General features: G+C 74.6%; 15 protein-coding genes and 2 tRNA genes. 8 read left to right on the forward strand and 9 right to left on the reverse strand.

Going from position 1 to position 21,711, the window contains the following annotated elements; translation table 11 throughout:
• The first annotated feature begins 207 nt into the window (after nucleotides 1-207).
• Nucleotides 208-1,455 carry a helix-turn-helix domain-containing protein gene (locus tag HCN08_RS05590; RefSeq protein ID WP_167981756.1) on the forward strand — a complete coding sequence of 416 codons (1,248 nt, stop codon included), beginning with the start codon at nucleotides 208-210 and terminating at the stop codon, nucleotides 1,453-1,455.
• The gene (locus HCN08_RS05595) at nucleotides 1,452-2,009 is read left to right on the forward strand and encodes a GNAT family N-acetyltransferase (protein WP_322974249.1); all 558 of its coding nucleotides are present in this window, start codon (nucleotides 1,452-1,454) and stop codon (nucleotides 2,007-2,009) included. Before HCN08_RS05590 ends, HCN08_RS05595 begins: the two co-directional genes overlap by 4 nt.
• 132 nt (nucleotides 2,010-2,141) lie before the next feature.
• Here the strand turns inward: HCN08_RS05595 and HCN08_RS05600 are convergent.
• Nucleotides 2,142-2,214: transfer RNA gene (locus HCN08_RS05600), tRNA-Arg, on the reverse strand.
• A gap of 214 nt (nucleotides 2,215-2,428) precedes the next feature.
• Nucleotides 2,429-2,522 (reverse strand) — tRNA-Ser (locus tag HCN08_RS05605).
• A gap of 372 nt (nucleotides 2,523-2,894) precedes the next feature.
• Between HCN08_RS05605 and HCN08_RS05610 the strand changes: the two genes are divergently transcribed.
• The 5 genes from HCN08_RS05610 (at nucleotide 2,895) to HCN08_RS05630 (ending at nucleotide 13,587) form a co-directional block, all read left to right on the forward strand.
• A complete protein-coding gene (locus tag HCN08_RS05610) occupies nucleotides 2,895-3,524 on the forward strand; it encodes an SSI family serine proteinase inhibitor (protein WP_167981758.1) in 630 nt (209 codons plus the stop codon).
• 286 nt (nucleotides 3,525-3,810) lie between these two features.
• Entirely contained in the window at nucleotides 3,811-8,163 is a 4,353-nt protein-coding gene (locus tag HCN08_RS05615) for a hybrid sensor histidine kinase/response regulator (protein ID WP_167981759.1), read from the forward strand.
• A gap of 733 nt (nucleotides 8,164-8,896) precedes the next feature.
• Nucleotides 8,897-9,076: a hypothetical protein gene (locus HCN08_RS05620; RefSeq protein WP_167981760.1), complete on the forward strand. Its 180-nt coding sequence runs from the start codon at nucleotides 8,897-8,899 to the stop codon at nucleotides 9,074-9,076.
• 165 nt (nucleotides 9,077-9,241) lie between these two features.
• On the forward strand, nucleotides 9,242-11,305 hold the full coding sequence (locus HCN08_RS05625) for a hypothetical protein (RefSeq protein WP_167981761.1): 2,064 nt from the start codon (nucleotides 9,242-9,244) through the stop codon (nucleotides 11,303-11,305).
• Complete coding sequence (locus HCN08_RS05630) at nucleotides 11,305-13,587, forward strand: dynamin family protein (RefSeq protein ID WP_167981762.1); 2,283 nt, start codon at nucleotides 11,305-11,307, stop codon at nucleotides 13,585-13,587. Before HCN08_RS05625 ends, HCN08_RS05630 begins: the two co-directional genes overlap by 1 nt.
• A 147-nt stretch (nucleotides 13,588-13,734) precedes the next feature.
• Here HCN08_RS05630 and HCN08_RS05635 read toward each other — a convergent pair whose 3' ends face one another.
• The 5 genes from HCN08_RS05635 to HCN08_RS05655 all read right to left on the reverse strand — a co-directional run bounded on the left by HCN08_RS05635 (nucleotide 13,735) and on the right by HCN08_RS05655 (nucleotide 18,628).
• Entirely contained in the window at nucleotides 13,735-15,387 is a 1,653-nt protein-coding gene (locus HCN08_RS05635; RefSeq protein WP_167981763.1) for a long-chain fatty acid--CoA ligase, read from the reverse strand.
• Nucleotides 15,388-15,579: 192 nt separating this feature from the next.
• Nucleotides 15,580-16,104 carry a SigE family RNA polymerase sigma factor gene (locus tag HCN08_RS05640; protein WP_167981764.1) on the reverse strand — a complete coding sequence of 175 codons (525 nt, stop codon included), beginning with the start codon at nucleotides 16,102-16,104 and terminating at the stop codon, nucleotides 15,580-15,582.
• Nucleotides 16,105-16,272: 168 nt separating this feature from the next.
• Nucleotides 16,273-17,133, reverse strand: a complete 861-nt coding sequence (locus tag HCN08_RS05645; protein ID WP_167981765.1) for a DUF1906 domain-containing protein — start codon at nucleotides 17,131-17,133, stop codon at nucleotides 16,273-16,275.
• Between the two features lie 182 nt (nucleotides 17,134-17,315).
• Nucleotides 17,316-17,624 (reverse strand): hypothetical protein, encoded by a 309-nt coding sequence (locus HCN08_RS05650; protein ID WP_167981766.1) that lies wholly within the window; start codon nucleotides 17,622-17,624, stop codon nucleotides 17,316-17,318.
• 260 nt (nucleotides 17,625-17,884) lie between these two features.
• A complete protein-coding gene (locus tag HCN08_RS05655; RefSeq protein ID WP_167981767.1) occupies nucleotides 17,885-18,628 on the reverse strand; it encodes an SDR family oxidoreductase in 744 nt (247 codons plus the stop codon).
• Between the two features lie 131 nt (nucleotides 18,629-18,759).
• Here HCN08_RS05655 and HCN08_RS05660 point away from each other — a divergent pair, with 131 nt between their 5' ends.
• Nucleotides 18,760-19,257: an RrF2 family transcriptional regulator gene (locus HCN08_RS05660; protein WP_322974250.1), complete on the forward strand. Its 498-nt coding sequence runs from the start codon at nucleotides 18,760-18,762 to the stop codon at nucleotides 19,255-19,257.
• Between the two features lie 134 nt (nucleotides 19,258-19,391).
• Here the strand turns inward: HCN08_RS05660 and HCN08_RS05665 are convergent, their stop codons facing one another.
• Both HCN08_RS05665 and HCN08_RS05670 read right to left on the reverse strand, forming a co-directional pair.
• Entirely contained in the window at nucleotides 19,392-20,840 is a 1,449-nt protein-coding gene (locus HCN08_RS05665) for a cystathionine beta-synthase (RefSeq protein ID WP_167981768.1), read from the reverse strand.
• Nucleotides 20,841-20,947: 107 nt separating this feature from the next.
• On the reverse strand, nucleotides 20,948-21,697 hold the full coding sequence (locus tag HCN08_RS05670; protein ID WP_167981769.1) for an SDR family NAD(P)-dependent oxidoreductase: 750 nt from the start codon (nucleotides 21,695-21,697) through the stop codon (nucleotides 20,948-20,950).
• Nucleotides 21,698-21,711: the final 14 nt, after the last annotated feature.

The following is a 21,711-nucleotide window of genomic DNA, read 5'->3' on the forward strand; positions in this document are numbered from 1 at the left end:
ATTCCCTGACGGCCGGCCGCTCGGGGCTGTCGACTGCTGGAGCTGTCGGCTGCTGGAGCCCCGCGGCGGGTGATGTCAGTGAAGGGCACCGGTGCGGGTGCCGACAGGAAGAGACGTGTGTGGTCCGCCTACCGAAAGGCGGAAAACTTTACGTATGCATTACCCGACAGCTGGTGCGATTGGGGACAGCGCCCTTACGTTCGGTGCATGGGAGTGAACCTCGTTCTGAAGGCCCGGATGGATGAACTCGGGGTGACCCAGGAAGAGTTCGCGGCTCGGATGAACGATGCACTGGCACAGATCACGGGACGGCCGGGCGATGTCACCGACCGGACCGTCCGCAACCTGCTGAGCGGAAGTACCAGGCGGCCCATCGGGCGGACATGCGCCGCTTTGGAGATGGTTCTCGGCTGCTCGGTCGAGGACTTAGGGTTCGAGTCACCACGCTCCGCAGCACCGCGGGAGGTTGATCCTTTGCAACGCCGTACCTTCATGACATCGGCGACGGGAACGGCAGCCGCAGCTCTCGCTTCCGGCCTGGGCTCGACCAAGCGGATCGGTCGCAGCGATGTGGCGCGGTTGGAGGACAAGTTCGCCGCGATCATCGACCAAGACCACAAGTACGGCGGCCTGATCAGCATCGAAACACGCGCCTCCGCCCTGGCCGGGGAGGCGTTGTCGCTGCTTCAGCGCGGTTCGACCAGCCAACGTGTCCGCAGTAGCCTCTACGCCGCTGCCGCGTCCTTCACGTCCAGCGCCCTGTGGGCGGCCATCGACGGCCGGCGCTTCAACGAGGCGCAACGCTACCTCGACCGGGCGTCCACCCTCGCGGCGATGTCGGGTGACGCGGCGATCCAGTTCCGCATCTGGTCGCATGCGGGGAGTCTGTACCGGCACTTGGGACGCCCGATCGATGCCTTGGCGGCAAACGACGTCGCACGCGGGTTGCCGATCACCCGGCGCGATCCGCTGTTCGCTTCGCTGGGTCATGCCCGGCACGCCGCGATCCTGGGGCTCACCCATGATGCGGTCGCCGTCGAGCGGGCCATCGGCACGGCTCGGGCTGCTTACGGACGGGCGGACTTGGGCGAGCGGCGTCCTACATGGATGACGGCCTTCTTCGGGCAGGCCGAGATCGAGAGCCTGGCGCTGACCGCTCACCTCGCGCTCGGAAACTACGCGCAGGCCGAGGCCCATGCCCACCGCGGCATCTCACTTCTGCGCCCGCACATGGTGCGCAGCCGAGCCATCGCCACTGCACGCCTCGCCCATGCCCAGTTGGGCCAAGGCGACCTCGAACCCGCAGTCGCCACAGCGGCGGGCGCCCGGATCGCCCACCCGCGGGTGGCGCGCATGCTGGACGACTTCGGAACCAAGTTGCGTACCGTCGCACCGAACAGCCGGGCTGCCCGGTCGTGGGACGAACAGACCGCCGACCGAAAGGACCTCCCGTGACTGCCTCGGGCATCGAACTCCGTCACTTCCGGGACATCGAACCCGTCTGGGACACGCTCATCGACGTCTACGCCGAGGTGCGGGCCGACCGGCTGCACGATCCCCACTACTCCGTCGAGCGCTACGCCGAGCGGCTCGCCCGCCACGCCTCGGAGCCCGGCTGGGAAGCAGTCGTCGGCTACGACGGGGACCAGGCCGTCGGATACGCGTACGGCAACCGGATCGAGTACGGCGACCGCTTCTGGAAACGCGTCACCAGCCCGCTCCCCGACACCCTGACCCGGACTCCCACCCTGGCACTCAAGGAGATCATGGTCCGCGTGCCCTGGCGGAAGACCGGCGCCTCGCTCGCCATCCACGACAGCCTGCTGTCCCAGCGCCCCGAGACCCAGGTGACCCTCATGGTCAACCCCCTGGCCGGCGACGGAAAGGTCCACCGCCTCTACGAGACCTGGGGCTACCACGACATAGGCCGGAGCCAGCCCTCCCCCGACTCGCCGGTCCTGACGGCCATGGTGCGCGAGGTGGCCGTCGACAACACCGCATCCCGCTGACCGCCCGGGCCGGCAAACGGCCGCCTCTTCCGCCCCGGGACGAAAGGCGCCGCCCGGTGCTGCCCCGCCGTACTGCTCGGCCAGTGACGCCAGAAGCCCCCCGGGATGATCCCGGAGGGCTTCTGCACTATGTGCACTCGGCAGGATTCGAACCTGCAACCTTCTGATCCGTAGTCAGATGCTCTATCCGTTGAGCTACGAGTGCGGGGCTGCTTCGTGGCTTTTGGGCCGGTCGGCGTTGCGGGAACAACATTACATGAGGTGCGGCGGGAGGTGAAATCGATAAGGGGGGGGGGGGGGGGAGGAGGGGAACGGGCAGGTCAGGGGGGAGGTGGGCCTGTGGTGGGGCCCGAGGAGGGGTGGGGGTGGGAACGGCGGAACCCCGCGGTCCGGGGGACGGGCGGGGTTCCGGGGTGTGGTGGCGGAGGCGGAGGGATTTGAACCCTCGATGGACGGTAAAGCCCAAACCGCATTAGCAGTGCGGCGCCATAGACCGGACTAGGCGACGCCTCCAAGGCGCGACCCCGCGAGGGGTGCGTGTGCTGATGATGGCACAGCCGTGTGGGCTGCGACCAATCGCAGACTACGGTACAAGGCCGCCGGTGGGCAGGGCAAAGGGGTTGTGCCGGTGGGGCGGCAAAATCCGGTGGGTGGGATGCCGGGTGCCTGGTGTGGGTGCCTGGTGTGGGTGTCTGGCGTGGGGTGCCTGACCGTGGGTGCCTGATGCCCTGATGCCGGGTGCCTGTGGGATGCCGGGGTCGAACCGCCGGGTGCCGTCCGCACCTCGCGGGAGGGGACCCGGCCGTGTCTCGGGGTCGGGGGCGGCGCGCCCACGGATGGGTGGAATGGCCGGGGTCGGGCGGGGCCCCGCGGTAGAGGAATGGCATGGCTCTCGTCAGCGCTCGCGCCGCCCGCCGCCTCGGCGGCCTCCTCGACCGTTCCCTCACGCGTCTCGGCCGCTCCGGCGACGTCACGTCCGGCGCCGGGTTCGTCACCCGCAACGCCCGCGGCAGCGATCGGCCCCGTACCTCCGGCGATCGGCCCCGTACCCGGCCCGCTGGCCGCCGTGCCCTCCGTACCGGCGGAGCCGTCGTGCTCGGGCTCGCGGCCCTGCTCGGGGCAGCCCGAAGCGCCGCGGCCGTCGGGGGTCCCTGGTCCACCGCCGGGTGGCGGGGGGACCGGCTCACCGTCACGTACGACGACGGCGACGGGCACGCCAGTACCCGGACGCTCGCGTGCGGGGGGCGGGTCGTGCGGTCCGCGCAGGAGCAGGACGCCTGCCGGCGGCTCGACACGCTCGGCGGGCCCCTCGCCCCCGTACCCGCCGGGCAGATGTGCTCGATGATCTACGGCGGCCCCCAGACCGCCCACGTCAGCGGCCTGTGGCACGGCGAGCCCGTCGACGAGACGTACCGCCGTACGGACGGCTGCGAGGTCGCCCGCTGGAACCGCATGGTCCCCGCCCTGCCCTCCCCCACGGCCGCCGGCGGCGGCACCCGCGGCCTCGCCGCCTGAGCGCGCGCGAGGCCGCGTAATGCCCCGGCGGGGTGACCGACGACACACAAATCCCGCACACGACCGAACCCCTATACGCACAGCCCCACATGGGCATCCGTGACCCCGCCCCCGGACCCGACCCGTACACTCGGTCTAGTGACATGTCCCGGGGGTGGCGGCAAGATGGGCCGCCCGTAAAGTCAGCTGACGCAGCCGGCCGGTGCCAGGGACCGGCAGGGCGGGCGGGCGCAGCGTGCACGCGCCGGGACCAGACGCAAAGCGGTGACCAGAGAGGACGCGTCTCGTGAGCAGCAGGCCATCCCGAGGCGCTGCTCGCCTCGCCTCCATACTCGACGCCCTCCCGGACGCCCTGCTGCTGGTCGACGTCAACGGCACCGTCGTCAACGCCAACTCCATCGCGCTGGAGACGTTCGAATCCCCCGGCACCGCCCTGGTCGGGCGCGGCCTGCTGGACCTGCTGCCGTCCTTCGACTCCAAGCGCATCCCCGGCTCCATGCGCAGCCTGCGCGAGGCCGAGGAGGACCGGCGCACGAAGCCGACCCGGATGGTCGCCCGGCGCACCGACGGCACGGAATTCCCCGTCGAGGTCACGAGCGCGAACCTGGAGGACGCCCGCACCCCGTACGCGGAGTACGGCGACGGCGTCCCCCACTACACCGGCGACGAACTGCTCATGCTGGTGGTGCGCGACCTCACCGGCACCATGGACACCGAGGCCGAACTCGCCCGCCAGCAGCGGCAGACGGAGATGATCCTGCGGGCGGCGGCCGAGGGCGTCGTGGGCGTGGACACCGCCGGCAAGGTGGTGCTGGTCAACCCGTCGGCCGCGCAGATCCTCGGCTACCGGGCCACCGACCTCGGCGGCAAGGAGCTGCACCCCTTGGTGCACCACTCGCGCCCGGACGGCAGCCCGCTGGCGTACGAGGAGACGCCGCTCGCCGACACCCTGCGCAGTGGGCGCAAGCACCGGGTGCGCGGGCAGGTGCTGTGGCGCAAGGACGGCAAGCCCGTGCCGGTGGACCTCACGACGGCGCCGGTACGGGACGGGGACCAGCTGGTCGGCGCGGTCATGACGTTCACCGACCGCACCGCCTTCGACGCGCTCGCCGCCCGCACCGCGCAGCTGCGGGCGCTGCTCGACGACTCCCTGCGCGGCCCCCTCGCGGAGCTGCGCGGCGAGCTGACGGGCCTGGCCGCCGACCCGGCCGGGCAGCTGTGGCCCGAGGCCAACCAGATCCTGCACCACCTGTCGGCCGGCTACGCCCGCATCACGACCCTCATCGACAATGTGCTGGCCTTCCAGCGCCTGGACCGCGGCGAGGACAAGCTGCGGCGCGAGGACGTCGGGCTCGACCATGTGATCGCGGCGGCCATCGAGGGCGCGACCGAGCTGATCGGGCCGGGGCGGGCGCAGTTCGCGGTGCACGCGCCGCCCGTCGAGGTCGCGGTGGACGGCGACCGGATGGCGCAGGCGCTGGCCCACCTCATCGCGGACGTCGCCGGCATCGACGCGGCCGGCAACGCGCTCGCCTTCAGCGGCGACTCGACGATCGTGGTGGCCGCGGCCCCGCGCGGCGACGTCGTGCGCATCGACGTCCACGGCCCCCACCCCGGCGGCGACCCCGTCCACCTCCCGCTCGCCCGCGGCATCGTCGAACGCCACGGCGGCGTCCTCCAGACCCACCAGGTGCCCGGCCAGGGCAGCGCGTACGTCCTGGAGGTGCCGGTGGGTGCGTCGGGTGGCGGTGGTGGTGGGCGTGGTGTCCATACGAGTACGGACAAGGTCCGCTCCGGTGCATCGGCGTCGGCTCATGGCGCGGGCGCGGCGGACGGCGGTGCGAAGGCCGGCGGGGCGGGGGGCGGGGTTGGTGGCGGGGCCGGTGCTGGTGCCGGCGGCGCGTCCGGCGCGGAGGACGGGGGTGCGGCAGGCGCGTCGTCCGAGACCACCGTCATGCCGCTGCCGGCCGAGCCCGCGCGCGGGATGCGCGGCACGGGCGCGGGCGCGGCGGGCGGCGACGCGGGGGCGTGGACGGCTCAGGCGCAGGGTCAGGGTCAGGTCCGGCGGGAGGTCCAGGCGCAAGGGCAGGTCCAGGGTCAAGGGCAGGGGCCGGCGCAGGGCCAGGCGCACGGGCAGGCCCCCGGCGCCCCGGGCCGGCCCCTCGCGCTGGGTCCCGCGCAGCCCGCGGCCCCGACCCCGCACGTCCCGGCGCAAACGGGCCCGGCGGAGCCGGACGGCACCGCACCCACCGGGCGCCGGCGTGCCCTGCGCCGCCCCGAGGGCAGGCCCGAGCCCGCACCGGCAGGACCCGAGCCGCAGCAGCAGCCCCCGACCGGCCGCCGCCGGGCCCGTACCGAGGAACCCCGCAACGCCGCCGCCCCCTCGGACCGCGCGGAGCTCCCCGCCCCACCCATCCCCAACGCCCTCCCGGCCGCAGCCCAAGACGCCCCCGGCGGACCTCAGGCCACGGCCCCCGGCGTCGTCCCCACGGGCCTGCCCACCGCACCCGGCGGCCCTCACCCGGGCGCACCCGGCGTCGTCCCCACGGGTCTCCCCACGGCACCCGGCGGCCCCCACCCCGGCATCCCCGGCGGCCCCCACCCCACGGCCCCCGGCGTCGTCCCGACCGGCCTCCCCACCGCACCCGGCGGCCCTCACGCGGGCGCACCCGGCCCGGTCCCGACCGGCCTCCCCACGGCACCCGGCGGCCACCCGGGCGCACCCGGCGTCGTCCCCACCGGCCTCCCCACCGCACCCGGCGCCACCCCCGAAGCCAACGGCACCGCCCGCCGCGCCGCCCACCGCGCCCCCGAGCCCCCGACCCCCGCCGTGCCGGCCCAGCAGGCCCACCCCCAGCCCCAGCCACCGCACCCGGCGGTCCCCGGGACCCCGGCCGCCCCCGCACCCCCCTCCGCGCCCGCGGCCCAGACCCCGGCCCTCGCCCCACCGCCGCCGCCGCAGCCCCAACTGCCCGCCCCCCAGGCCCCCTCGGCCCAGCCGCCGGCCCCGCAGACCTGGCCCGACGCCGGCCGCCCGGCCCCGCAGTCCTGGCCCGCCGCGGGCAGCACCCCCGCGTCCCCCAACGCCTGGCCCGACGCCGGAGCGCAGTCACAGCCGCAGCCGCAGCCGCAAGCCCCCGCCGCCTCCACCACCCCCCCGCAGCAGCCGACGCCCCCAGCTCCCCCGGCCGCCCCGAACGCCCTGCCCCCCGCCACCCAGTGGCCCCCGGCCCAAGGCACCCGCCCCGCGCTCGCCTCACCGCCGCCCGCGCCGCCCGCCGTGGCCGTACCGCCGCAGGACCCGACGCACAGCACGTACGGGCGGGCCATAAGCGTGCGCACCCTCGGCGAAGGGGTCTACCCGCACCGCCCGAACGGCGCCGGGGGCGCACCGGCGCAGGACCCGCAGACGCAGACCCAGGCCGTCGAGGCGAGCAGCCCGCAGGGCCTGCCCGCGCAGGTCGCCGCAGGCGGCTCCGGGCGCCGCCGCCGGCTCAGCCCGGACCGCGCCGCCGACGACAACGCCCCCTCGACCCGCAGCCTCATCCAGCAGGTGCCGAGCCAGCCGCACGGCCCCGGCGGCGAGACGCAGGCCCGCCAGCACCCGCAGGCCGACCCGGACAGCGGCCAGTTGCCGCTGCCCCGCCCCGAGCCGCACGCCCCGCCCGCCCCGGCCCCGGCCCCGGCGGCGCAGCCGCCCGCGCCGTCCCCCGAGGAGGAGACGGCCCTGCTGCGCCCGGTGCCGCCGGCCCCCGGCCCCGTACAACCCCAGCAGCAGCCGCCCGGCCGTTCCTACGCGATAGGCGCGCCCGCGGCCGGTGCCGCGGAGGGTCCCGAGCCGCTGGACGGTCCGAACGGCGCGGTCGACGTCACCGACATGGGCGACGCCGGCCTGGGCGCGGACCTCGCGGACGACCGGCTGGAGGAGCCGCTCGACGAGCCGCGCCGGCTGCTGGTGTGGCCCGAGCCGGACGTCTCGACGCGGCAGGCGCTCACCGACCGCGGCTATCGTCCGGTGATCGTACGGTCGCGGGAGGAGGTGGACGCGCAGGTCGCCGAACCGCCGGCCGCGCTGTTCGTCGACCCGCTGACCGGGCCCATCACCCGTACGGCCCTGCAAGCGCTGCGCCAGGCCGCCGCGGCGGCGGACGTACCCGTCCTCGTGACGGCCGGCCTCGGCCAGGCCACCCGCGAGGCCGCCTACGGAGCCGACCCCGCCGTACTGCTCAAGGCGCTCGCCCCGCGCGACAGCGAGCAGCACCCGCCGCGGGTGCTGCTCGTCGAGAGCCACGAGCCCATCGCCCAGGCCTTCGCGGCCACCCTCGAACGCCGCGGCATGCAGGTCGCCCACGCGACCTCCGAGGCCGAGGCGATGACCACCGCGGCCCAGGTCCACCCCAACCTGGTGGTGATGGACCTGATGCTCATCCGCCGCCGGCGCCAGGGCATCGTCGACTGGCTCCGCAGCCACTCCCGCCTCAACACCACCCCCCTGGTCGTCTACACCTCCGCCGACATCGACCCCGCCGAACTCCCCCGCCTCGCCTCCGGCGAAACCGTCCTCTTCCTCGCCGAACGCTCCACCAGCACGGACGTCCAGTCCCGCATCGTCGACCTGCTGGGCAAAATCGGCACATAGGCCCTGCGGGCACGCTCACGGGGGGCTCCGCGAGCCGGACCCGCGGCCGACGCACGCCCGGCGCCCGCTCGTCAACGCCCGCACCGGAGCTACGGGCCCGGGGGCCGGCACGGCGGGCGCACGACCGGCAAGGTCCGCACCGGAGCTCCGCCGCCCAGAGCCCGCGGTACGGTCTGCCCCGCGCGGGGCGGCCCCACGGTGTGGCCCGCGGCCGACGCTCGGCTTCGCTCGGGCCGAGCCGGCGGTACGGCCCCCGGCATTGCCCGCGGCCGACGCCCCGCCGGCGCCCCGCCGACACGCCCGCACTGGAGGATTCCGGCGACCAGGATCCGCGGCCCACGCTCGGCAGGCGCGCGCCCGGCAACGCCCGCACCGAAGCCCGGCGACCAGAGCTCGTGGCCGACACACGGCCGGCGCGCGCCCGGCAACGCCCGCACCGAAGCCCGGCGACCGGAGCCCGTGGGCGACGCACGGCCGACGCGTGCCCGGCAAGGTACACTTCGGAATCCCGGCGACCGGAGTGCGCGGTACGGCCCGCGACCGACTGCCTGGTCGGCGACCCGGCGGACGCTCCACCCCGCGGGGGCCCGAGCCTGCGGCTGACGCAAGACCAGCGACGTCCGCGCCAAAGTCCCCGCGGCCAGAGCCTGTGGTACGGTCCGCGCTCGGCGCTCGGCCGGCGCCAGGCCGACATGTCCGGAGTGGAGCTCCGGCGACCGGGCCTGAGCCGGCGGTGGCGCAGGCGGCGGACTCCCGGGGCGTCGCCCTCAGCGCCCTCGCCTCGTACCGCCACCCGCAGGCCCCTTCCTCCGGCACGCCGGGCGACGGCCTGGTCGTGGGCTACGTGGCCCCGCCGGACCACGCGTTCGGCGCCGCCCTGGAGGCGCTGTGCGGGGTGCTGCCCCGGGGCTGAGCGGCGCTTCCCCCCGGGGGGAGCGCTGTCCGGCCCGGACGCCACCGGGCCGCGCCCCGGCCAACGGGCCTTTATTTGCGGTCGGTTGCTGAAAACCCCGGTCAAATCGCGCGCCGGTCGCCATGATGGTGTGCCGGCACGGCACACAGCAGACGGGGGCACGCGGTGGACGCGGCGGACACGGGAGACGGCGAGGACGCACGGGAGTTGGCGGAGCGGGTCGCCCTGCTCGCCGACCGCGCCGGCGCGGACCTCTTCTCCACCCTGATCCGCCAGTCGCTGCGCCGCGCCCGCTCGCCGGTGGCCCGGGTCTGCTTCGTGGGCGGTACGAACACGGGCAAGTCGCTGCTCGTCAACTCCCTCGCGGGTGCCGCCCTCTTACCGGTCTCGGTCCGCCCTTCCGACGACCCGCCGACCCTCGTCCGCCCGTACACCGCCCAGGGCGCGCCGGACGACGGGTACCGCGTGGTGACGGTCCAAGCGGACGCCGGCGACGGGTGGTTGGCGGAGGCGGGGCTCGAACTCGTCGACACGCAGGGCTGGGACGTGTGGGTGGCCGACTCGCTCGACTCCATGTCCGGTGCGGCGCCCGGCGGTTCGGACCCTGGGCGCCAACACGCCTACGCCGAGCCGCAGTCCGTGAACCTCGCGTCGGCGCAACGTACTTCGAACCCCAGCGCTCTGAACGCAACTCCGCCCAGCAGCACTTCGGCAGCCCCGGCGGCAAACGCAGCTCCGCCCAGCGGAACTTCGGCCCCGACCGGCCCGAACGCCCTTGCCCCGGAGTCCGGTTCGCAGGGCGTAGCGCCCACCTCCGACCGACCGCACAACCCCCCACCCGCCGCCGCCGGTTCACCCCCCACCGCCACCAACCTCACCGCCCCGCACGCCACTTCCGCCCGCCTCGTCGCCGACTGCGACGCCCTCGTCGTCGTCATCCAGGCGGAACGCGCCCTCACCAGCACCGAGCAGGCCGCCGTCCGCGCGCTCGCCGGTGAACCGCACTGCCCTCCGCTGCTCGTGGTCGTCACGGCGCTGGATCGGCTGGCGGACGGGCCCGAGCCGGCGGCGGCCGTGGCCAGCGGGGACGAAGGCGGTGCGAACGGCGAGGACAGCGAGGGCGGTGAAGTCGGCGAGGTCATGCGCCGGGTACGGCAGCGGGTACGCACGCTCGCGCCCGAGGCGTTGGTGCTGGCCGGGCCGGGAGTGCCGGTGTCCGGGGAGCGGCTCGCGCAACTGCGGGGCGCGCTGGTCACGCTGACCGGCGCGCGGCTGCGGCTCTCGCACCGCGGCGAGCGGCGGTTGCTGCTGCTCGGCGCGGCCTGCGCGCTGGTCGCGGACGCGGCCCGGCGGGCGGTCGCCGACGCCGGGCGGGCGGACGACCCGCTGCGGGCCCGGGCGTTGGAGGTGTGGCACGCGGCGCGGGAGAGCGCGGCGTACGAGTGGGTGGGCCTGGCCGCCGCGCTGGACCGGCGCAGGGCCGGGCTGCTGGCCCGGGTCGGCGCCGAGGCGGGGCGGCGCAGGGCCGCGTGCGTGGCGGCGCTGGCCGCCGAGTTGGCGCAGGCGCCCGACACCCCGGCCTTCGTACGGCTGCGGATCCTGCCGCAGACGGACGTCGCCGTACGGGAGTTCCAGGAGTGGGTCGCCGGCGAGATCACCGCGGCCTTCACCGACGACACGCGGTGGCTGCGCGCGGCGCTGTCCCGTACCCGCCCCGGTACGGACCCGGTGCCCGCCCCGGCGGGCGGGGATCCGGCCGCCGCGGCCGTCCCCGTCGCGGCACCGTACGCCGTGAACGGCGGTGCGGACGACGGCGGTTGGGATGCCTCCTGGGTGCCCGAGGTGCTGGGGCAGGCCGTCGAGAGCGTCCTCGCGCCGCTCGCGCCCGAGGTGCTGGCCCGCGCGGTGGGCGCGGCGGCGGACGCGCTGCTCGCCGACCTGGTCGAACGCGCGCAGGAGCGGCGCCTGGACCGTACGGCCGACGCTCTGGAACGTACCGTCGCGGCGGCCTTCGCCGGGCACCTGGCCAGGGTCGAGGACCGGCTCGACCAACTCCACGCCCAACTCCTCGCCCGCGCACAGGAGCGCGACGAGCAGTGGTGGCATCTCCACAGCGCGGCCCTGGCCGCCCGCCCGGACTCCGCCCGGCACTGGCACGCGCTGCTGGCGGAGGCGACGTCCCTGGGCGACACGGTCGCGGCGCGGCTCGCGGCACGGGAAGAGGTCTGATGAACGACAACGCGAACGACCCGACGCCGCAGGGCCCCTGGGACACCCCGCCAGCCCCGGGCCCGAGCGGCACCGCAACAGCCCCCGGCCCGGCGGGCGCCAACTCGGCCGGCGCCAGCCCGGCAGCCCCCGGCCCGAGCGGCACCACGACACCCCCCGGCCCAACGGCCGGCAGCCCGGACGCGGTCGGCGCCCCGCCGCCGTACCCGCCCGGCGGTGCGCCCGCGGACTCCGCGGCACCCCCCGCGACCGCCCCCGCGGCAGCGGCCGGCTTCGACGGCTGGAACACCCGCATCGGCGAACTCCGCGACATCTACCTCAAGATCCGCCGCGTCGCCGAGGAGTCCGCCCGGCTCACCGGCGGCGCCGAGGGCGACGTGCGGTTGCAGCAACTCGCCCGCACCGGCAGCGCGCTGGAGCGCGAGACGTTCAGGATCATGGTGCTCGGCGAGTTCAGCAGCGGCAAGAGCACCCTCATCAACGCCATGCTCGGCAAGAACCTGCTGCCCGCGAAGGCGAATCCGGCGACCGCCTTCACCACCGTGCTGCGCTGGGGCGAGATCGAGCAGGCCGAGCTGTACCGGACGGCGGACCGGCGCGGCGGCTCGACGGTCGTCGGCGTCGAGGAGTTCCGCAACGAGGTGACGCTCCAGTTCGACGCGATGGGCAAGCCGCGCGACCCCTCCTTCGCGCTCGCCGTCGTCTCGCAGCAGCTCGAACTCCTCCGCAACTCCGTCGAGATCGTCGACTCCGCGGGCGTCAACGAGAGCCCCGACCGCGAACTGGTCACGCTCGGCATGCTGGAGCAGGTCGACGCGGTGGTCTTCGTCACCAACGCCGGCCACCCCTTCAGCACGCACGAGACGGAGAAATACCTCGCGCACGTCCTCCAACTCGGCCACCGGGACGTCTTCTTCGTCGTCAACAAGTTCGACCACATCGCCGAGGACGAGCAGAACGACGTCATGAGCCGCTGCCGCAGCACGGTCGCCCAGGTCGGCGCGTCCTACGGCGGCTTCTCGGCCTCCAACGTCTTCTTCGTCAGCGCGCGGGACGCACTGCGCTCCCGGCTGACCGCCGACGCCGAGCTCGAACGCAGCTCCGCGATCGGCGGGTTCGAGCGGGCCCTGGAGCTCTTCTGCGTACGGGACGCGGCCCGCGTCAAGCTGCTGCGGCTCGCGGAGTACCTGCGCTACAACGCGGTCGGGCTGCGCGGCCGGCTGCACAGCGAGAACATCATCCTGGACCGGTCGACGGAGCAGCTGCGGGCGATGCTGGAGCAGAGCCGCAGCACGCAGGAGCGGTTGCAGCGCAACATGGCGCAGATCCGCGACTCGATCGACGAATGGCTCGTGGACGTCGAGCACCGCATCCAGGGCAAGCTCGCCGAGCACCTGGTGGAGCTGAGCAAGCAGGTCCCGGACTGGAACGCCGAGCACAGCCCGTGGCTGGACGCCCTCGGCCAGCGGCTGACGGCGGAGGGCCGCGAGACGATGGTCCGCAAGGTCTTCGACGGCTACCGCAGTGTGCTCCAGCGGCGCATGCAGATCTTCTGCGCCGAGACGATAGAGCCGCTGATCGCCGAGCGGCAGGAAAAGCTGGTGAGCCGGCTGGACCCGCTGCTGCGCGAGCACGAGGCCGCCTTCGACGCGCTGCACGGCGAGCTGACCGGGCTGCCGGGTGGGGGTGTGCGCGGCCATCTGCTCCAGATGCTCGCCTCGGCGATCGGCGTGCAGACCGGCGCGCGCGGGGTGCTGGAGGGCGTGCCGATGCGGCTGCGGCCCGGATCGGTGCTGCTCGCGGGGGCCGGCGCGGGCGCGGCGGCCGGCGGCGGGCTGTCGGCGGCGAGCGCGGCCGGGCTGCTGGCGCTGGGCGTCACGGTGCCGCCGCTCGGGGTCGCGGTGGCGATCGGCGCGGCGCTCGGGCCGGTCATGGCGGCGGTGTCGGTCGTGCTGTCGGGCGGCAAGCTGCGCGGGCGGGCGGCGGAGGCGTTCGCGGAGCAGCTGCGCGGCTCGGCGGACACCTCGGCGCGCGAGTACGCCGGCAGTCGTACGCAGGAGCTGCGCGAGGTGTGGCGCGGCGTCTCGGCGTCGCTGACCGCCCGCCTGGAGGAGCTGATCGGCGGCGTCCGGCGCAATGTCGAGGGCAACCGGCAGGACGAGCAGGGCAAGCTCGCGACCCGCAACCGGCTGTACGAGTACGAGCGGGAGCTGACGGCGATCGAGGAGGAGATCAGCGCCTTCCTGCGCCCGTACATCACGGACCTCCCGGACCCGGTGTAGCGGGGGGCCACCGCGGCGCCCGGGCGCGATTGCCCGGGCCGGGCACGCTGCCGTCCCTGCCCGGCGCGAGCCCGGGCCCGGGCCCGGGCCCGTACGACCGCACGCCCCGCCCGTACGACCGCACGCCCTGCCCGTACGCCCCGGGCCCTACAACCGGGTCACGTCCAGCTCACCTTCGGCGTACGACCTGCGGAGCACCTTCTTGTCGAACTTGCCCACGCTCGTCTTCGGCACCGCCGCGATCCGCGTCCAGCGCTCCGGCAGCTGCCAGTGCGCGACGCGCTCGGCGAGGAAGGCGCGCAGCTCCTCGTAGCCGGTCGCCGTGCCGTCCGCGAGGACGACCGCGGCCAGCGGGCGCTCGCCCCACCGCTCGTCGGGGACCGCCACCACCGCGGCCTCGGTGACGTCGGGGTGGGCCATCAGCGCGTTCTCCAGCTCGACCGAGGAGATCCACTCACCGCCGGACTTGATGACGTCCTTGGCCCGGTCGGTGAGGGTCAGGAAGCCGTCCGGCGAGATGACGCCGACGTCACCCGTACGCAGCCAGCCGTCCGGGCTGAACTTGTCCTCGGGGCGCAGCGGCTCCGCGCCGGCGCCGCCGAAGTACGCCCCGGCGATCCAGGGGCCGCGTACCTCCAGCTCGCCGGCCGAGGCGTTGTCCCAGGGCATGATCGCGCCGTCCGGGCCGACGAGCCGGGCCTCGACTGACGCGGGGAAGCGGCCCTGCGTGACGCGGTACGCCCACTCCTCCTCCGCGCCCCGCGCGTGCCCGGGCGGCAGCGCGACCGTGCCGAGCGGCGAGGTCTCCGTCATGCCCCAGGCGTGGCAGACCTGTACGCCCAGCTGCTCCTCGAAGGCTTGCATCAGCGCGGGCGGGCACGCGGAGCCGCCGATGGTCACCCGGGTGAGGGAGCCGATGTCGCGCGGCTTGGCGGTGAGCTCGGCGAGCAGGCCCTGCCAGATGGTGGGCACGGCGGCGGCGTGCGTGGGGCGCTCGCTCTCGATCATCTCGGCGAGCGGGCCGGGCTGCAGGAAGCGGTCGGGCATCAGCAGGTTGACCCCGCTCATGAAGGCCGCGTGCGGCAGCCCCCACGCGTTGACGTGGAACATCGGCACGACCGGCAGCGTCGTGTCGTGGTCGGTCAGGCCCATCGACTCGGCGCTGCCGACCTGCATCGAGTGCAGGTAGATCGACCGGTGGGAGTAGACCACGCCCTTGGGCTCGCCGGTGGTGCCGGAAGTGTAGCACATGGCCGCGGCGGTGCGCTCGTCCAGCTCGGGCCAGGCGTAGCTGGTGGGGCGGCCGGCCAGCAGCTCCTCGTAGTCGTGCACGGCGGGCGCGGAGCCGTCCAGGAGGGCGCGGTCGCCGGGCCCGACGACGACGATGTGCTCCAGCGGTTCCATGCGGGGCAGCAGCGGGGCGAGCAGCGGCAGCAGCGTGCCGTTGACGAGCAGGACGCGGTCGGCGGCGTGGCCCACGATCCAGACCAGCTGGTCGGCGGGCAGCCGCAGGTTCAGGGTGTGCAGGATCGCGCCCATGGAGGGGATCGCGAGATACGCCTCCAGGTGCTCGGCGTTGTTCCACATGAGGGTCGCGACCCGGTCGCCCTCGGACACGCCGAGCTCGTCGCGCAGGGCGTTGGCGAGCTGCACCGCGCGCTCCCCGGTCTCGCGGAACGTACGCCGCTGCGGTGCCCCCTCGCCGGTCCAGGTGGTGACGGTGGACCTGCCGTGCACCACCGTCCCGTGCGCGAGGATGCGGGTCACGGTCAGCGGTACGTCCTGCATGGTGCTCAGCACGGCGGGGCCTCCGGTGGACGGCACGGGGTCGGCGGTCGGTTCCCGGCATTGTGCTGGCATACCAGGCGGTATGTCACTACCCCGCGCGAGCGGCACCGCCCGCTCCCCCCGGATCTCCCCGCCGGATCCCCCCTCCGGTCTCCGCTCCGATCCCCCTCCGATCCCCTCCGATCCCCCTCGCCCCCTCGGCGCTCAGGCCACGCACAGCTCCAGCTCGGGGTCGTCGCGCAGCTTGCCCAGGGCGCGGGAGACCGCGCTCTTGACGGTGCCGATCGACACGCCCATCGCCTCGGCGGTCTGCGCCTCGCTCATGTCCTCGTAGTAGCGCAGCACCACCATGGCCCGCTGGCGCGGGGGCAGCCGGGCTATCGCGCGCAGCAGCGCGTCCCGCTGGGCCTGCTGCTCGGTGAGGTCGGGGGTGGCGGCGCCGGCGGGCTCGGGCAGTTCGTCGGTGCTGAACTCGTCCACCTTGCGCTTGCGCCACTGCGACGTCCTGGTGTTCACCAGGGTGCGGCGCACATAGCCGTCGAGGGCGCGGTGGTCGTCGATGCGGTCCCAGGCGAGATACGTCTTGGTCAGCGCGGTCTGGAGCAGGTCCTCGGCGTCGGCGGCGTTCGGGGTCAGGGAGCGCGCGGTGCGCAGCAGCGTCGGGCCCTTGGTCCGGACGTAGGCCGTGAACTGCGTCGTGCCGGCGCGGGTGCACACAGGCGTGGTCATGGCTCCACGCTAGGCGCCGGGGCACCCCCGGCGGATCGGCCGCAGGTGCCGACCGGGGATCACCCTCAGGTCGTAGGACGGGGGCTTTCCCCACCTTCCGAGGGGGGAGCCGCGGGCCCGGTTCCCGCAGGGGCTCCCCCTGACGACCCTGGTGGGCCGCCGTGCGGCTCAGCCCACCACGGCCACCGGCGCGTCGACGAGGTCGCGGTCGATGGTGAGCTTCTTGCCGCCGTAGGACTCGGTGACGCTGCCGGTGTACTGGTGGATGCGGGCGTGCGAGGCCCAGGCGTCCTTGGCGAGCGCCGGCTCGGCGGTGAGCGTGGCGCTGACGCCCCAGCGGGCGTACCAGACGGCGTCCGGCAGGTCGGTGGCGCCGGCCTTGCGGGCGGTCTCGATGTGCTTGATGCCGGAGTCGGCGCTGCTGTAGAAGCCGGCGAGGTAGCCGGCGGCCTGCACCTGGCGGTCCCAGCCGCGCAGGAAGGTGAGCGTCGCGGCGGCGCAGTCCGCGTCGCGGATGTCGTACGCCTCCATGTCGAGGTAGAGGGCGCTGCCCTTGCCCAGGCCGAGGGCCCTGGCGGCGGTGACCGCGTCCGCGCCCTCGGTGCCGCCCTGCGTCGCGGCCGTGGCCGGGTCGATGCGGAAGGGGTTCTTGTTGGTGCCGTTGACGCAGGGGCTCTGCGAGCCGACGTAGATGGGCAGCAGGCTCCAGCCGGCGGCCGTGGTCTGCCGGACCCAGTCGGGGGTGAGGTGGGCCTGGCTCTTGCAGGCGCGGGCGCGTCCGCCGAAGTAGATCCCGGCGGCGCGGTAGGCCGACGAGGCCCGCCAGGCGCGCATCGTCGCCAGGTCGGGGGCCTGGCAGGTGTCAAAGCCGCGGCCCTGGAAAATACGGGGAGCGGTGTCGCCGCGGTTCGCTCCGGGGGCGGCCGGCGCGGCGGCGGCGCTCATCACGGGGAGGAGCAGGCAGGTCATCGTCAGGGTGCCCACCAGCAGGTGGCGTACATAACGGACAAAACCACTTCTCTCGGTCATCCGGCGAGTCAACGCGGGGTTCGGCTCCAGAGCACGCAGACACGCCGCGAGGCGTTGTCCACAGGCTGTGGACAACGCCTCCCTGACACACACCTCCAGGAACGTACGGGCGCGCGACGGCACGGGGATACCGTCGCGCGCCCAGCCCGGGGGTTCACGGCCGAAAGCTCACAGCAGAGGGCTCACCAGAAGAACGGGAAGACGTTGCCGTTCGCCGTGTTCTGGCCGATGACCGTGAAGCCCGAGCCGGTCACGCTCGCGGTGTTGTTCTGGTTGGACGCGCCCGCGCCGGTCGCGGCCTGCTGCGTCGTCGTCACGTTCCCGAGGTTGCCGCCGAGGACGTTGCCACCGGAGTTGCTGACGACCGTCGCGTCCGAGTTGCCACCCGCGAAAGCGCCGTCATCCGCCGCGGCGGTGCCGGCGAACAGCACCGCCGCGACGGGCAGTGCGGCCACGGCGGCCAGGACGCGGAGGTTGCGGATGCTTGCCATGGTGTTCCCTCCCAGGAAACGGAAATGCGCGCAACGGGAATCGCGCGTCGGACCTGCTGCCAGGCCCTGTTGCCAGGCGGTGGAGCGGCCGGCCGACCGCTCCGCCTTTTCCTCTCACGGCGTCGCCGAATCCAGACTTGCCCGGTCCGGCCGGGCCAAAGCGCGCGACTGATCCTTTTCCCTCCCACGCGTGACGATCTTCCCGCAAACCTCCGCGCGGGGTCGTACGCGCCACATCCGCTCCTGGGAGAAGCCGCAGCTCAGCGGGTTTGCGCGCGAAGCCAGTCGCGGTAGTGCGTCGGCGCGAGGTGCGCGTCGGGCCCGGCGATGAGCACATCGCCGCCGGCCGCCGCGAACATCCCGGCGGAGTCGTCGGTGACGACGGTACGGCCGTCGCCCTCGGCCTCCAGGGTGATCCTGCCGAGCTCGTCGAGCGCGAAGACGTCGGGCCCGGCGATGTTGCGGATGCCGCGCAGCGGCGCGCCGGTGGCGACCTCGACGACCCCGTCGACGACGTCGGCCGCCGCGATGGGCTGCAGGCGGGTGGCCGGCAGCCGTACGGCCTTGTCGTCCGCGGTCCACGACAGCACGTCGCCCATGAACTCGAAGAACTGCGTGGCGCGGACGATCGAGTACGGCGTCGGGCCCTGCTGCAGCAGCTCCTCCTGGAGGGTCTTGGCCCGGTAGTAGTCCAGCGCGGGGACCTGGTCCACGCCGACGATGGACAGCACGACCTGGTGGCCGACACCGGCGCGCTCGCCCGCGGCGAGCAGATTGCCCATCGAGGTGCGGAAGAAGTCGAGCGAGGCCGCGTCGAAGGTCGGCGAGTTCGCGAGGTTGACCACGGTGTCGGCGCCTTCGAGGGCGCCGGCCAGGCCCGCGCCGGACAGCATGTCGACGCCGGTGGACGGCGCGGCGGGGACGGCCTCGTGCCCGGCGGCCCGCAGCTTGGCCACCACCTGCGAGCCGATCCGGCCGGTTCCGCCGATCACGGTGAACTTCATGGCTGACACCTTTCCGGGGCCGCGCGGGCCCCGCCACTCGTGGCGCATACTCGGACAGTTCTTATCCGGGATAATAGTCGGATAGTCTTTGTCCGAGTCAATGGGGGCCGGCCGGCGGGAGGGACGGATCCGTGAAACTGTCCGGCGGGGTCGAGTGGGCCCTGCACTGCTGCGTCGTCCTGACCACCGCGACCGAGCCCGTACCGGCGGCGCGGCTGGCCGAGCTGCACGACGTCTCCGCGAGCTATCTGGCCAAGCAGCTCCAGGCGCTCTCCCGGGCCGGCCTGGTCCAGTCGGTGCAGGGCAAGGCGGGCGGCTACGTCCTGACCCGGGCGCCCGCGCGCATCTCCGTCCTCGACGTCGTGACGGCCGTGGACGGCGCGACGCCCGCCTTCGTCTGCACCGAGATCCGGCAGCGCGGCCCGCTCGCCGCCCCACCCGAGGCGTGCACCCGCCCGTGCGCGATCACCCGCGCGATGTCCGCGGCGGACGCCGCCTGGCGCGCCGCCCTGGCCGCGATATCCGTCGCCGACCTCGCCGCGGACGTCAACGCCGACTACGGCCCCGCGACGATGTCCACGATCGCCCGGTGGCTCGCGACCCCGCAGGACGGCGCGTCGGGCGCCTGAACCCCGCGGGGCCGGGCGCCCGACGGCTGCCGTACGTCAGGCTGCCGTACGTCAGGCCAGGCCGTTCCAGCCCCGGTGGGGGACGGGGCCGGGGTCGCCCAGCTCGGTGCCGGGCTGCGAGACGGAGGCGGCGATCAGCCCACCCGCTCCAGGCGGGAGGCCGCCTCGGGTGCCGGCTCGGGTGCCGGCTCGTGCCGGGTGGCGCACAGGTGGCCCAGCAGGTCGTGGCGGGTCACGACGCCCACCGGCTTGCCCTCGTCGAGGACCATCACGCCGTCCGCCGTGCCGAGCGCGGCGATCGCGTCGGGCAGCGTCGCGCCCGCGCCCACGCAGGCGAGCGGCGGCGACATGTGCGCGGCCACCGGGTCGGCCGGGTCGGTCGACGGGGAGAACATCGCCTCCAGCAGGGCGCGTTCGGTGATCGAGCCGACCACCTCGCCCGCCGTCACCGGCGGTTCGGCGTTGACGACCGGCATCTGCGAGACGCCGTAGCGGCGCAGCACCTCGGCCGCCTCCGCGAGCGACTGGCCGGGGTGGATGTGCACCATCTGCGGGAGCGAGCTGCCCTTGCCGCGCAGCACCTCGCGCATGGTGACCGCGCGCAGCGGGTCGGTGCCGTCCGCGGGGGCGGTCAGGAAGCCGTGCGAGGCCATCCACGTGTCGTTGAAGATCTTGCCCAGGTAGCCGCGCCCGCCGTCCGGCAGCAGCACCACGACCACGTCGTCCGGGCCGCACGTGCGGGCCACCCGCAGTGCCGCGGCGACCGCAAGCCCGCACGAGCCGCCCACCAGCAGCCCCTCCTCGCGGGCGAGCCGGCGGGTGAGATGGAAGGCCTCGGCGTCGCTCACCTTGACGATCTCGTCGCAGATCCCCGGGTCGTACGCCGCCGGCCACAGGTCCTCGCCGACGCCCTCGACCAGGTACGGGCGGCCCGTTCCGCCGGAGTAGACCGAGCCGTCGGGGTCGGCGCCGACGATCCGCACCCGCCCGCCGGACACCTCCTTCAGGTACCGCCCGGTCCCGGTGATCGTCCCGCCCGTGCCGATCCCGGCGACGAAGTGCGTGACCCGGCCCTGCGTCTGCCGCCAGATCTCCGGCCCGGTCGTGGCGTAATGGCTCGCCGGGTTCTCGGGGTTGGCGTACTGGTCGGGCTTCCACGCGCCGGGGATCTGCCGGGCCAGCCGGTCGGAGACGCTGTAATAGGAGTCGGGGTGGTCGGCCGGCACCGCCGTGGGACAGACCACGACGTCGGCCCCGTACGCCCGCAGCGTGTCGCGCTTGCTCTCGCTCACCTTGTCCGGACAGACGAACACGCAGCGGTAGCCGCGCTGTTGGGCGACGATCGCGAGGCCCACGCCGGTGTTGCCGGACGTCGGCTCGACGATCGTGCCGCCGGGCATCAGCAGCCCGGCCTGCTCGGCGGCGTCGATCATCCGCCGGGCGATGCGGTCCTTGGAGCTGCCGCCGGGGTTGAAGAACTCGACCTTGGCCAGCACCAGCGGGCTCAGCCCGGCGGCGACCGGGCCGAGCCGCACCAGCGGGGTGTTGCCGATCAGTTCGCAGACGTCGTTGGCGTATTCCACGGCTTTCTCCTCGTGCGTGTCGGGTGGGTGACGGCGGTACGGAGAGCGTCCGAGCGGCGAACGGGCCTACGGGTGGGGGGTGTTGTGCCGGGCCCAGGACCTGGGGGTCACGCCAGGCCGAGGCCGCCGCCGACGGTGACGACCTGGCCGGTGAGCGAGGGGCCGCCGGCGGCGATGAGCTGGTAGGCGGTGTCGGCGACCTCGCCGGGGCCGACCAGCCGGCCGAGCGGCACCCGCGACAGGTAGGCGGCGAGCGCCTGTTCGGGGTCGGGCCCGATGGTGGCCAGGACGTCGTCCCGCAGCCCGCCGTCGACGAGCGCGGGCGCGACCGCGTTGCAGCGCACCGGCAGCCCGGCCCGGGCGCAGTGGAGCGCGACGGACCGCGTCAGGTGCTCGACCGCCGCCTTCATCGCCCCGTACGCGACCATCCCGGGCGTCGCCAACTGCCCTGCCGTGGAGCTGACGTTGACCAGCGAGACCGGGTGCGCGGGCCGGCGCCGCACGATCTCGGCGCAGCCCAGCCAGGCCCCGACGACGTGGGTGTCCAGCAGGTCGTGCCACTGCTCGGGCGTGGCGGTCAGCACGTCCTGCGGTACGCCGCCGAGGTGGCCGGCGGCGTTGACGAGGGCGTCGACCCGGCCGTGGCACCGTATGACCTCGTCGACGAGCGCCGTCCAGGACTTGGGGTCGCGGACGTCGTGGACGACGCCGCCGGGGCGGGGGGTGCGGCCGGTGCGGACGACGGTCATGCCGTCCCGCTCGGCCCGCTCACCGATGGCGGCGCCGAGCCTGCCGAAGCCGCCGGTGACGATGACGACCCGGCCGACCGGGCCCGCGGTGCTGCTGGCTGCGCTCATGGCATCTCCATCTC

It is taken from the genome of Actinacidiphila epipremni (assembly GCF_012034175.1).
In the GTDB taxonomy this organism is placed as follows: Bacteria; Actinomycetota; Actinomycetes; order Streptomycetales; family Streptomycetaceae; genus Actinacidiphila; species Actinacidiphila epipremni.

Bases quoted from the DNA above. Each gene is read 5' to 3' on its own strand.
- HCN08_RS05590 (WP_167981756.1), top strand. From the start codon at position 208: ATGGGAGTGAACCTCGTTCTGAAGGCCCGGATGGATGAACTCGGGGTG.
- HCN08_RS05610 (WP_167981758.1), top strand. From the start codon at position 2,895: ATGGCTCTCGTCAGCGCTCGCGCCGCCCGCCGCCTCGGCGGCCTCCTC.
- HCN08_RS05630 (WP_167981762.1), top strand. From the start codon at position 11,305: ATGAACGACAACGCGAACGACCCGACGCCGCAGGGCCCCTGGGACACC.
- HCN08_RS05640 (WP_167981764.1), bottom strand. From the start codon at position 16,104: ATGACCACGCCTGTGTGCACCCGCGCCGGCACGACGCAGTTCACGGCC.
- HCN08_RS05645 (WP_167981765.1), bottom strand. From the start codon at position 17,133: ATGACCGAGAGAAGTGGTTTTGTCCGTTATGTACGCCACCTGCTGGTG.
- HCN08_RS05650 (WP_167981766.1), bottom strand. From the start codon at position 17,624: ATGGCAAGCATCCGCAACCTCCGCGTCCTGGCCGCCGTGGCCGCACTG.
- HCN08_RS05655 (WP_167981767.1), bottom strand. From the start codon at position 18,628: ATGAAGTTCACCGTGATCGGCGGAACCGGCCGGATCGGCTCGCAGGTG.
- HCN08_RS05670 (WP_167981769.1), bottom strand. From the start codon at position 21,697: ATGAGCGCAGCCAGCAGCACCGCGGGCCCGGTCGGCCGGGTCGTCATC.